Raw genomic sequence first — 11,615 nt, 5'->3', positions numbered from 1 at the left:
GGCAAAAGAAGGGGCGCCCTCTCCACTCGGTGGAGAGGGCGCCCCTTCTTTTGCTTCGCCGCGCGCAGGCGCTACCGCAGACGTGCCATCAGGGCGTGCTCGACCAGCGTGATCAGCGCCGACTTCGCGTCGGCGCGGTGCCGGGCGTCCGTCGTGATGATCGGCGTGTCGGGGCCGATCTGAAGGGCTTCACGGACCTCGTCCGGGTTGTAAGGCTGATTGCCGTCGAAGCCGTTGAGGGCGATGACGAACGGCAGGCCGCTGTTCTCGAAGTAGTCGACCGCGGGGAAGCAGTCGGCGAGACGGCGGGTGTCGACCAGGACGATCGCGCCGATGGCGCCGCGGACCAGGTCGTCCCACATGAACCAGAAGCGGTCCTGACCCGGCGTACCGAAGAGGTACAGGATCAGGTCCTGGTCCAGGGTGATGCGGCCGAAGTCCATGGCGACGGTGGTCGTCGTCTTGTCTCCGGTGTGCGTGAGGTCGTCGATGCCCGCGGACGCGGACGTCATGACGGCCTCGGTACGCAGCGGGTTGATCTCCGAGACGGCCCCGACGAACGTGGTCTTGCCCACGCCGAAGCCGCCCGCCACCACGATCTTCGCGGACGTGGTGGAGCGGGAAGGCCCTCCGCTAGAGCTTGCGAAGTCCACTGAGCACCCTTTCGAGCAAAGTCACGTCTGGCTGGCCGCCGGCGTTCTCGTCGCCGCCGGGCTGATGGATGGCGACCAGGCCCGCCTCCGCCAAGTCGGCGACGAGAATCCTGGCCACGCCGAGAGGGATCGTCAGCAGCGCCGAGATTTCGGCCACCGACTTGATCTCCCGGCAGAGGTTGCAGATCCGCTGATGCTCGGGCAACTGGCCCTGCATCTGGTGCGGTTGTGCGGTGGTGTGCACCAGCGCCTCGATGGCGAGCTGGTAGCGGGGCCTGGTGCGGCCGCCCGTCATCGCGTACGGGCGCACCAGAGGGTTGTTCGACGATCCCGCGGGCGCCGCCTCAGGGGTGCGTCGCTGCGGCTGGACAGGCTGGATGCGCGGCGCCGGCGGCTGGTCGTACGGCGAGGGGCCGGGGCCCTGCGGTGCGTACGGCTGCTGACGCCGGTGGCTCGGCGCGGAGGGGAAGTTGAATCGGTTCGGATTCTGAGAACCGTCGCCCTGGCCCTGCCCCTGGCCGGGGCCGTACGACCAGTTGCCCGAAGACGAACCGCCTGGGGGTGTTGCCACTTTCTCCTCCTCCGACTGTGCCGGGCACCCATCACTGTGGGACCGCGTCCCGAAACCTTACGGCCCCGGGACGCCAATACGCACGGTCTGTCTGTTAGTTGAGAAGGCTCCCTTGGAGCTCCGCTCGAAGATCCGGGGTCAGAACCGTACCGGCACGGTCCACCAGAAGGGCCATCTCGTACCCGATGAGACCGATGTCCGCTTCGGGATGTGCAAGGACCGCGAGCGAGGATCCATCGGAAATGGACATGAGGAAGAGGAATCCTCGCTCCATCTCCACAACTGTCTGGTTCACGCTGCCGCCCTCGAAGATGCGGGACGCGCCCGCGGTCAACGAGGTCAGCCCGGACGCGACGGCCGCGAGCTGGTCCGCGCGGTCACGGGGAAAGCCTTCGGACATCGCCAGAAGGAGTCCGTCGGCGGAGACCACCACCGTGTGGGACACCCCGGGGGTGTTGTCCACGAAGTTGGTGATCAACCAGTTGAGGTTCTGCGCCGCCTGGCTCATCGGGCTCACACTAACGCTCCTGGTTGTAGGTGCTGTCAGGACCGAAGCCCTGGCCGTTCGTGTCACTACCTGCATTGCGTCCCTGCTGGACGCCGCGGCGCAGGTTGCTCAGCCTGCCCCGGATGTCCTCGGGAGCGCGGGAGACCTGGGGGCCGCCCTGTGGGGTCGTTTCCGCGGTTCCCTCGACCAGATTGGCCTTGGGCACCCGCCGGGGAAGGCCGGACGAGGTGACCCCGCCCGCCTTGGGCTTCTTGAGCTGCTCGGCGCGCTGCCAGCGGTTGTCGTTGGACGTACGCCAGTCGCCGTCGCCATTGCTCGCGGTGGCCGCGGCCGGTGCCTGAACCCCCTGGGTGCCATGGTCCAAGGGCCGCTGGCCGTTGGTGCCGCTCGCGGTGGATCCGCGGCGCGGCAGCCCGGCGTCGGTCAGCTCATGGGGGGCGGAGGAGGTCGGTCCCGGACGGCTGAAGCCTACGCGGTCCTGCTCACTCACGTCAGCGGCCTGCGAAGATTCCGCTTCGGGAGCGTACTCGGACGGGTAGCCGTTGCGGTACGAGTCCTGCTGCGGCCAGTCGTCCTGGTAGGACGGCTCGTCGAAGGTCGAGAAGGTGTCCGAAGCGGAACTCCGGGCTCCCGTGTGCTCCTCCTGGACCGGCTCCGCATACGCGGGTTCCGGGTAGCCGCCGTTCGACGGGAAGTACGTCTCGTCGTACGTCCCCTGCTGCGGTTCCTCGTACGCCGTCTGCTGGTCGTACGAGGCCTGCTGCTCCTCGTAGGCACCCTGGCCGTTGTCGTACCCGGCCTGCCCGTTGTCGTACGCGGGCTGGGGGGCCGCGAAGTCCTCCTGGTACCTCGGTGCCTCGATGGCCTCCGGCTGGCCCTGTGCCTGGGCCTCCAGGGCCGCACGGCGCTCCTCACGCATCAGCGAGCGCCCGACGGGGTCCAGCTCACGGATGTCGTCGGGGACCTCCGTGTAGCGGCTGTCGTCGAAGCCGAGTTCGGCGGCGGTGCGCATCGGCTGGGCCTGAGACTGGAAGGCCTGCTCCGGCTGGAAGCCCTGCGGCTCCGGGATGATCTGCGAGACGGTGAACTCGTCGCGCTGGAGCTGCTGCTCGCCGCCGCCACCACCGTGGGTGATCGCGTCGGGGAGCATGACGAGCGAGGTCGTACCGGCCTGCTCGCCGGAGGGGCGCAGCTGGACGCGGATGCCGTGCCGGTCGGACAGCCGGCCGACCACGAACAGGCCCATGCGCTGTGAGATCGCGGCGTCCACGGTCGGCGGGTTGGCCAGCTTGTGGTTGATGTCCGCGAAGTCCTCGGCGGTGAGGCCGATGCCCTTGTCGTGGATCTCGACCATGATGCGGCCGTCGGGCAGCCGGGTCGCGGTGACGCGGACCTTGGTCTGCGGGGAGGAGAACGTGGTGGCGTTCTCCAGGAGCTCGGCGAGCAGGTGCACGAGGTCGGTCACGGCGCGGCCGTGGATCTCGGCCTCCGGGACGCCGGAGAGCTCGATGCGCTCGTACTGCTCCACCTCGGAGGAGGCGGCGCGCAGCACGTCCACGAGGGGCACAGGCTGGTCCCAGCGGCGGCCGGGCTCCTCGCCCGCGAGGACGAGGAGGTTCTCGCCGTTGCGGCGCATACGGGTCGCGAGGTGGTCCAGGCGGAAGAGGTTCTCCAGCTGGTCCGGGTCGGCCTCGTTGTTCTCCAGGTCGGTGATCAGGGTCAGCTGGCCCTCGATCAGGGACTGGTTGCGGCGCGACAGGTTGGTGAAGATCGCGTTGATGTTGCCTCGCAGGAGGGCCTGCTCGGCGGCGAGCCGGACGGCCTCGCGGTGGACCTGGTCGAAGGCGCGGGCGACTTCGCCGATCTCGTCCGTGGTGGTGATCGGGATCGGCTGGACGCGGGTGTCGACGCGGCCCGGGTCGGTGCGCGAGAGCTGGTCGACCAGCATCGGCAGACGCTGCTCGGCGACCCCGAAGGCCGCGTTGCGCAGCTGGCGCATCGCGCGGCTCATCTGGCGGGCCATGAGTCCGGCCAGGATGAAGGCGGCGAGCAGGGCGATCACGACGATGGCGCCGTTGACGTAGGCCTGGCGCTGGGCGTCGGAGGCGATGCTTCCGGCGTCGTTGACGGCCCGGTCGATGAGTTCCTTCTCGACCTGGCTGTAGCCCTGGAACTTGAGGGTGGCGGCAGCCATCCAGGTCTCGGGAGTGATGCCCTGAGCGGCGAGCTGAGTGGGCGTGGCGCCGCTGGCGATCGCCTGGATCATCTTGTCCATGGCGGGCGGCGTCACGAAGGTCCCGCCCGCGGCCTCCGTCTTGCTCTTGGCGGCGGCCAGCTGGCTCTTGCCCTCGGCGGTCTTCTGCTCCATGACCGTGCTGAGCCGGGCGGCGTCCGCCTCGGTACCACCGGAGACGTACTCCTGAAGAGCGATGTTCTCCAGATATGCGTACGAGGTGAAGGAGGTGACCTGGAGCGCGTGGTTCTTCGTGTCGGTGCTGGGCTTGACCAGCAGGTGGGTGCCGATCGAGCGCTGCAGCGACTCGGCGCCCTTGGCGAGCGCGATGGCGTACACGGAACGGCCGTAGCTCGTGATGTTGCCGGTGCCCAGGCCCAGTTCGTTCGAGAACTCCATGAGGAGGTGCTCGACGGTGACGTAGCCCTCTTCGGTCTTCACCGGGTCCATGGACTTGGTGAAGGCGGCCTTGCGGATCTGGTCCAGCTGGGGCTCGGCCTTGATCACCAGGCTCAGCCGACGCTCAAGACCCTGCTTGGCCGGCATGCCGACGACTTCCTTGTGGAAGGCGTCGGCCATCTGGTCGGTGGTCGCGCGGACCTGCTTGACCGTGGCGTTGTTCCGGTCGCCCTTGAGCAGTGGCTCGGCGGACACGTCGCGCTCGTTGAGCAGAGCTTCGGCGTAGTCGCTGGAAGCCGCCACGATCTTGGCGACCTTCTCGGCGTCGCGGGCCTCCTGCCAGGTGTCGATCGAGTTCTTCACCTGGAAGCCGCCCATAATGAGGCCGACGATCACAGGTATGAGCAGGATCGCGTTCAGCCTGGTGGGTACGCGCCAGTTACGGGGGGACAGACGACCGCCGCTCGGCGCGGGCGCCGGCGTGGGCTCCGGGACGGGCACCTGTGCGGGCGCCGCGCCGCGCGGCGGCGGGGTGAAGTTGCCCCGTGCCGACGGCTCGGGACCGTTCTTGCTTCGCCTCACTCGACCAACAACCTCTCGGCGTCGGCACCTACGTTGTGCCGCGGTGTCTCCAGCGCCCTTGACTACTGGGCAGTTCAGCGCATTCCAGCACGTCAGGCAGCGCCCTTCCAAACACTCGGAACCGCTGGTTCCGGGTGACGTATCCCCTAGATAAAACGGTCATAAAGAGCGAGCCCCGTCAAAAGACGGGGCCTTTGTGAGCGCAGCGACACCGAATGACCGCGATGCGTGTCGGTGTCCACCGAATTCCATGTCGAAACGTTATGAACACTGTGGCCGACCGTGTCAAACGACACAGCCGGCTCCAATGTCCCTACGACAACTGTCTTATGAAGCTGTCGACTTGAGTGTTACCGCAGACGTGCCATGAGCGCGTGCTCGACCAGTGTGATCAGCGCGCTCTTCGCATCCGCACGGTGCCGGGCGTCCGTCGTGATGATCGGGGCGTCCGGTCCGATCTGGAGCGCCTCGCGCACCTCTTCGGGGTTGTAGGGCTGGTGTCCGTCGAAGCCGTTGAGGGCGATGACGAACGGCAGGCCGCTGTTCTCGAAGTAGTCGACCGCGGGGAAGCAGTCGGCCAGGCGGCGGGTGTCGACCAGGACGACGGCGCCGATGGCGCCGCGGACCAGGTCGTCCCACATGAACCAGAAGCGGTCCTGACCCGGCGTACCGAAGAGGTACAGGATCAGGTCCTGGTCCAGGGTGATGCGGCCGAAGTCCATGGCGACGGTGGTCGTCGTCTTGTCTCCGGTGTGCGTGAGGTCGTCGATGCCGGCGGACGCGGACGTCATGACGGCCTCGGTGCGCAGCGGGTTGATCTCCGAGACGGCGCCGACGAACGTGGTCTTGCCCACGCCGAAGCCGCCCGCCACCACGATCTTCGCGGAGGTGGTCGTACGACCTCCGTCAGAGCTTGCGAAGTCCACTGAGCACCCTTTCGAGCAAAGTCACGTCCGGCGCGCCGCCGTTGTTCTCATCGCCGCCAGGCTGGTGAATGGCGACGAGTCCGGCCTCCGCGAGGTCCGCGACGAGGATCCTGGCCACACCGAGCGGCATGGACAGGAGGGCCGATACCTCGGCCACCGACTTGACCTCACGGCACAGGTGGCAGATCCGCTGGTGCTCGGGGAGCAGCCCCATCAGCTGCGCGGGGTCGGCCGTAGTGCTGATCAGCGCCTCGATGGCGAGTTGGTACCGCGGCCGGGTCCGGCCGCCGGTCATCGCGTACGGACGTACCAGCGGCTGGTCGCCCTCGTCCCCGTACGGCTGTGCGTACGGATCATGAGAGGCGGTGGGCGGGGTCATGAATCCTCCGGGCGGGACAGCAAGTCGGTCATTCGTGCCATCTGTTGGGGCCGGTGGGGGGATTGTGGCGGCCGGACGGTGATTTCGTGCAGTCTCTAGAACCAGGGCCCTTTAGTGGAGCAGACTTCCCTGGAGTTCAGCGCGCAGGTCCGGCGTGAGTACGGCACCCGCCCGATCGACGAGCAGCGCCATCTCGTAGCCGACGAGGCCGATGTCGCACTCCGGGTGGGAGAGGACCGCCAGGGACGAGCCGTCCGAGACGGACATGAGGAAGAGGAAGCCGCGCTCCATTTCGACGACCGTCTGGGCCACCGTGCCGCCCTCGAAGATCCGGGAGGCCCCGGCGGTCAGCGAGGTCAGACCGGAGGCGACGGCCGCAAGCTGGTCGGCGCGGTCGCGTGGGAATCCTTCGGACATGGCCAGAAGGAGCCCGTCGGCGGACACGACGACGGTGTGGGACACCCCGGGGGTGTTGTCCACAAAGTTGGTGATCAACCAGTTCAGGTTCTGTGCCGCCTGGCTCATCGGGCTCAACTAACGCTCCTGCTGGTGAGTGGGGCTGGGGAAGCTGCCGGTCTGGCCGGTACCGGCCTGTCGACCCTGCTGAATGCCCCTACGGAGATTGGTCAGCCGGCCGCGTACGTCATCAGGCGCACGGGAGACCTGCGGACCAGTTTGGTGCTGTTGCTGCTGTGCCGTGCCCGCGACGAGGTTGGCTCGCGGGACGCGGCGCGGCAGGCCTGAGGTGGTGACCCCGCCCGCCGACGGTTGACGGACGCGTTCTGCCTGCCGGACGAGGTCGTCGTTCGGCGAGGTGCGCCAGTTGGCGGAGGCCGGTGCGGCGGCCGGCCGTTGCGGTGGTGCTGTGGGGGTCTGCGGCGGCTGCTGCGAGGACTGCGAGCCGTTGGTGTGGACGCCGTTGTTCTGGGCGCCGTTGTGAGCTCCGTTGGGGGAGCCGTTCTGCGCGCCGTTCGGCTGACCGTGGAACCAGTTGGTCTCCAGCGTGTCGTACAGCGGCGTACGTCCGTCACCGGGGCCCGTCGCCGGAGGCAGCGCCTCGGGCTCCTGCGGACGCGCGGGCCGCTGCTGCGGAGGCGCCGGGCGCTCGAACTGGCCGGTGGACGAGGGGTCCTGGCGGTTGCCGTAGCCGGGCGTCGCGAACTGGCCGGTCGACGACGGGTCCTGGCCGTTGCCGTAACCGGGCCGGGCGAACTGGCCGGTCGACGACGGGTCCTGGGTGGCGCCGTAGCCGGGTGTGGCGAACTGGCCCGTGGACGACGGGTCCTGGGAGGTGCCGTAGCCCGGGGTGGCGAACTGGCCCGTGGCGGCCGGAGCCGTGCCCGAGGGGCCGTACACGTCGGGGCGGACGAACTGACCGCTGTTCTGCCCGTTGTTCTGCGGCGCGTTCATGCCGGGGCGCGGGGCGTCGAAGTCGGGACGGGGGAATCCCGAAGTGGCGGCGGGACCCTGGCGGTCGTCGATCCGCGGCATCTCCGAGGTCGCGGCCGGGTCCTGCCGGTCGTCGATCCGGGGCATGCGCGAAGTGGAGTCGGGTTCCTCGTGACCGCGCGGGGCGTCGAGGGACGCGCGCGGCACCGGCGGCTGCGCGTTGTCGTCGCTCCAGCTCGGCCGGGACTGCTGAGGGCTGCCGCCGGGCAGCTCGGCACGCGGACCACCGCGTCCGGGCAGCTGCGGCCTGCGGCGGCCGCCGCCCTTGTTGCCCGCGGGCTGCTGCGGAGGAGCGGCCGCGGGAGCGCTGCTGTCACCGAAGTCGAAGCCCTGGCGGGTTGCTGGTCCGTCTCCGAAGCCCTGGGGGGCGCCGGTTCCGGCGGCCCCCAGGCCCTGCGGACCCTGTCCGAAGGCACCCGCACCGGCCGGGGCCGGCCTGCCCTGCTGCTGGTTGCCGGGACTCTGCGGTCCACGCGCTCCACCCGGGGCGCCGCCAGGACGACCGCCCTGGTTGCTACCGGGGAGCGCGGCCCGCGGGCCCTGACCGGCGCCGACCTGTCCGCGCTGCGGCGGGGCACCGAGGAGACCGCCGCCGCCACCGGCGGGGGCACCCGCCCCGAGGGACGGACCGCCGCCCTGGTCGCCGCGGCGGGCCGCCGCGACACCGGCCGAGGCCTGTGCGGCGGCCGGACCACCGGAACCACCCGGACCCGGCTTGCCCGGAGCCTTCTTGCCGCCCTGGGCGACATCGACGGGAAGCATGACGAGCGCGGTGGTGCCGCCGGAGTCGGACGGACGCAGCTGGATACGGATGCCGTGGCGCTGCGACAGACGACCGACCACGAACAGACCCATGCGGCGGGAGACGGAGACGTCCACGGTGGGCGGCGAGGCGAGCCGCTCGTTGATCGCGGCCAGGTCCTCGGGGGAGAGGCCGATACCGGTGTCGTGGATCTCGATCAGCACGCGGCCGTCGGGCAGCGCGTGACCGGTGACCTTGACCTTGGTCTGCGGGGAGGAGAACGAGGTGGCGTTCTCGAGGAGCTCGGCGAGCAGGTGCACGAGGTCGTTGACGACTCGTCCGGCGACCTGCGTCGTCGGGACCGAGGCCAGTTCGATGCGCTCGTACTGCTCCACCTCGGAGGCGGCGGCGCGGAGCACGTCGACCAGGGGGACCGGGCGGGTCCAGCGGCGGCCGGGCTCTTCACCGGCGAGAACGAGGAGGTTCTCACCGTTACGGCGCATGCGGGTCGCGAGGTGGTCGAGCTTGAAGAGGGAGGACAGCTGGTCCGGGTCGGCCTCGCGGGACTCCAGCTCGGAGATGAGCGAGAGCTGACGCTGGATGAGGCCCTGGGAGCGGCGCGAGAGGTTGGTGAACATCGCGTTGACGTTGCCTCGCAGGAGGGCCTGCTCGGCGGCCAGTCGGACGGCCTCGCGGTGCACGTCGTCGAAGGCCGCGGCCACCTGGCCGATCTCGTCCCGGGAGTGCACACCGACGGACTCGACGGAGGTGTCGACGTCCTGCGGGTCGGACTCGGAGAGCTGCTTGACCAGCTCGGGCAGACGGTCCTGGGCGACCTTGGTCGCGGTGTCCTGGAGCCGGCGCAGCGAGCGGATCATGGAGCGGGCCACGACGAAGGCGCCGACGAGAGAGACGCCGAGGACCAGCAGGATCAGCGCACCGGAGATGATCGCCTCCTGCTGGGAGGCGTTCTTCAGCTCACGGGCCTTCTGCTCCATCTGGTTGAGCAGCGTCAGCTCGATCTTCGACATCTGCTCGATCTTGGCCGTGTCGTCGTCGACCCAGTCCTTGTACGAGCGCTTGTCCTGGGTGTTCAGACCGCCCGTCGAGCCGAGTACGCGGTTGGAGTACGCGTCGGCGGCCTGGATGGTCGGGTTGCCCTGGTCGATCGGCTTGGTGAGGTCTTCCGCCCCGGCGCCGTAGATGCTCGCGAAGCTGGTGCGCTCGGAGGCCTCGCTGTCCTGCGCGGAGTTCGCGTAGAGCCGGTCGTTCTCGGAGAGCTGGCCGAAGGTGGTGTTGCCCGCGGGCAGCGCGGCGGCGATGACGGCGCGCTGGACGGAGGCGTACTCCTTGGCGGAGGAGAAGGCAGACAGGGCGCGGGTGCGCGAGATCATCTCCGGGTTGCTGGTCGCCTCGGCCATGTCCTGGGAGAGGTTGATCAGCTGGGTGATGAGGCGGTGGTACCCGTCGACCGTCTGCGAGGAGTTCTTGGAGTCGCTGTAGGCGCCGTTGCGGATGGTGTTCAGCTTGTTCAGCTCGCCCGCGATGGCCACGAGGCTGTCACGGACACCGGTGAGCTGTCCGTTCGCACTGGCGGTGTCGATCTCCTGGGTGCCCTCGATGAACTGCTGCTTGGCGACGTCCGTCGCGTCGCGGACTCCCTTGACCGTGATGTCGGTGGGCTTCGCGCCGTGCGCGAGCGGGCCGGCCGACTGGTCGCGCTCCTTCTGGAGGGCGGCGGCGAGCTCGGTCGCCTGCTTGGTCATGTCGGTCAGCAGCTTCATGTTGTCGAGCTGCTGGATGTCGTCCATCGACTGGTTGATGCGCAGGGCACCCAGGGTGGTCGCGGCGACCACGGGGAGCGCGAGCAGCGACACCAGACGCGTGGAGATGCGCCAGTTGCGCAGGGCTATTCGGGAGCCGGGGCCGGGGGGACCGTTCGGCTTCGCGGGTGGTTGGTCGGGAGCCTTCACGCCGGGGCGCGCGGAGCGCTCACCGCCGCCGAGTTCTGATTGTCCCGGGTTCTGGGCGTGCTGGGGCGAGGAACCGCGGTCGGTCCCGCCGTGCGGCTCCGGCTCCGCCGAAGCGCTGCCATCCCTCTTGAAACGTCCCTGCACTAGCGTCGCAACCTCTGGACCAGGCGCCCCTCCGCGAAAACGGCGGGACGGTGTCGGCGTCGTTCAGGGGCGCAGGCGCACCCCCAGGTGTGGTCGTGAGTGACCGGCGCTGCTCCCCCTTCCCGCCGCCACCCGGCGCTGAGTCGCGCCCCCTGTGCGCCGGTTCGATCCCGCGGCGGTCCGTGGAATTCCAGCACAGTGCAGGATCTCCAACAAGGCCCGTGTACCAGGCTGTGACCACCGTGACACCTTGTGAGGGATGCGTTACGAGACGTAGAAAGTGATCTCGTACATAAAGGGCGTATGCCTACGAGCCATGGGCGCGCGAGGGGTGTCCCAGTCGCGATGATCAGGAGCGGAATGTTGGGTTCAGTGGAGCAATGTCCGTTTGGCCGAGGTGAGTTGGCGGCCTGAATTGACCGGTTTGCCTGCTAGTAAGTGAGCAAACTCACATGGGGATCATGAGGTCTTCACGGCTTCGACCGGGAATTGCATGTTTAGCCTGACGCTTTACAGGGATGGCAAATCCGACAACCTGCGCCGACCCGGCGGTCCTTGACCCCGCTCGGCGCCCGCCATGACGAGGTCGAATACAACAGTGAAGACGACGATGATGTTCCGCAACATAGCCAACCCGCGACGCACCACGCTGGCGCACCTCGAGGACGCCGACGCGCTGCAGACGCCGGAGCAGCCGGAGCACTCGGTCGACCTCCCCACCCAGACCGCCAACCCCCGCCGCACCATCCTGATGGAAGCCCCGGTCACGGCCGCCGTCGCCGAGTAATACGCACGCGGTCCGCCGCCGACTCACTGCGCCGGGGGTCGGCCGCCGCAGATGGCCGCGGGGCGCGCGACGGCAGGTGGCTGATGGGCCGCCCGACGGTCGGCGGACGGCGGACGGCACGGATGGTCGACGGTCGCCCCGCGCACTTGGTCGGCGGCCGACCGCCACATACGGCCGATGGCCGACGGGGCACGTGGATGACGGCCCTCGGCTCTCCTCGATAAGGTGCCTGCGCTGTTCGCTCTCCCGGTATAGGGCTTGGTAGCCCC

The 11,615-nt window shown here is 69.1% G+C and carries 9 protein-coding genes; 1 reads left to right on the top strand and 8 read right to left on the bottom strand.

Going from position 1 to position 11,615, the window contains the following annotated elements; translation table 11 throughout:
* Positions 1 to 71: 71 nt before the first annotated feature.
* The 8 genes from ABZ656_RS52035 to ABZ656_RS52000 form a co-directional block, all read right to left on the bottom strand.
* On the bottom strand, positions 72 to 653 hold the full coding sequence (locus tag ABZ656_RS52035; protein WP_026248371.1) for an ATP/GTP-binding protein: 582 nt from the start codon (positions 651 to 653) through the stop codon (positions 72 to 74).
* Positions 634 to 1,224 carry a DUF742 domain-containing protein gene (locus tag ABZ656_RS52030; RefSeq protein WP_095852426.1) on the bottom strand — a complete coding sequence of 197 codons (591 nt, stop codon included), beginning with the start codon at positions 1,222 to 1,224 and terminating at the stop codon, positions 634 to 636. The genes ABZ656_RS52035 and ABZ656_RS52030 overlap by 20 nt, the downstream gene beginning before the upstream one ends.
* Positions 1,225 to 1,318: 94 nt before the next feature.
* Entirely contained in the window at positions 1,319 to 1,732 is a 414-nt protein-coding gene (locus ABZ656_RS52025; protein WP_030948713.1) for a roadblock/LC7 domain-containing protein, read from the bottom strand.
* 10 nt (positions 1,733 to 1,742) lie between these two features.
* Positions 1,743 to 4,946 carry a nitrate- and nitrite sensing domain-containing protein gene (locus ABZ656_RS52020; protein ID WP_180362082.1) on the bottom strand — a complete coding sequence of 1,068 codons (3,204 nt, stop codon included), beginning with the start codon at positions 4,944 to 4,946 and terminating at the stop codon, positions 1,743 to 1,745.
* Between the two features lie 350 nt (positions 4,947 to 5,296).
* Positions 5,297 to 5,872, bottom strand: a complete 576-nt coding sequence (locus ABZ656_RS52015) for an ATP/GTP-binding protein (protein ID WP_054235412.1) — start codon at positions 5,870 to 5,872, stop codon at positions 5,297 to 5,299.
* Positions 5,853 to 6,251 carry a DUF742 domain-containing protein gene (locus tag ABZ656_RS52010; RefSeq protein WP_054235411.1) on the bottom strand — a complete coding sequence of 133 codons (399 nt, stop codon included), beginning with the start codon at positions 6,249 to 6,251 and terminating at the stop codon, positions 5,853 to 5,855. Before ABZ656_RS52010 ends, ABZ656_RS52015 begins: the two co-directional genes overlap by 20 nt.
* Positions 6,252 to 6,362: 111 nt before the next feature.
* On the bottom strand, positions 6,363 to 6,776 hold the full coding sequence (locus ABZ656_RS52005) for a roadblock/LC7 domain-containing protein (RefSeq protein WP_010984127.1): 414 nt from the start codon (positions 6,774 to 6,776) through the stop codon (positions 6,363 to 6,365).
* Positions 6,777 to 6,785: 9 nt separating this feature from the next.
* Complete coding sequence (locus ABZ656_RS52000) at positions 6,786 to 10,559, bottom strand: nitrate- and nitrite sensing domain-containing protein (RefSeq protein ID WP_101400868.1); 3,774 nt, start codon at positions 10,557 to 10,559, stop codon at positions 6,786 to 6,788.
* 598 nt (positions 10,560 to 11,157) lie between these two features.
* Here ABZ656_RS52000 and ABZ656_RS51995 point away from each other — a divergent pair.
* On the top strand, positions 11,158 to 11,346 hold the full coding sequence (locus ABZ656_RS51995) for a hypothetical protein (protein WP_067370993.1): 189 nt from the start codon (positions 11,158 to 11,160) through the stop codon (positions 11,344 to 11,346).
* Positions 11,347 to 11,615: the final 269 nt, after the last annotated feature.

The sequence above is a fragment of the Streptomyces sp. NPDC007095 genome (assembly GCF_040634475.1).
Lineage (GTDB): Bacteria > Actinomycetota > Actinomycetes > Streptomycetales > Streptomycetaceae > Streptomyces.
This window is presented reverse-complemented; position numbering and strand designations above follow the sequence as displayed.

What these genes read in the sequence shown, in the direction of transcription:
- ABZ656_RS52005 (WP_010984127.1), bottom strand. Translation starts at nt 6,776, where the DNA reads ATGAGCCAGGCGGCACAGAACCTGAACTGGTTGATCACCAACTTTGTG.
- ABZ656_RS52010 (WP_054235411.1), bottom strand. Translation starts at nt 6,251, where the DNA reads ATGACCCCGCCCACCGCCTCTCATGATCCGTACGCACAGCCGTACGGG.
- ABZ656_RS52025 (WP_030948713.1), bottom strand. Translation starts at nt 1,732, where the DNA reads ATGAGCCAGGCGGCGCAGAACCTCAACTGGTTGATCACCAACTTCGTG.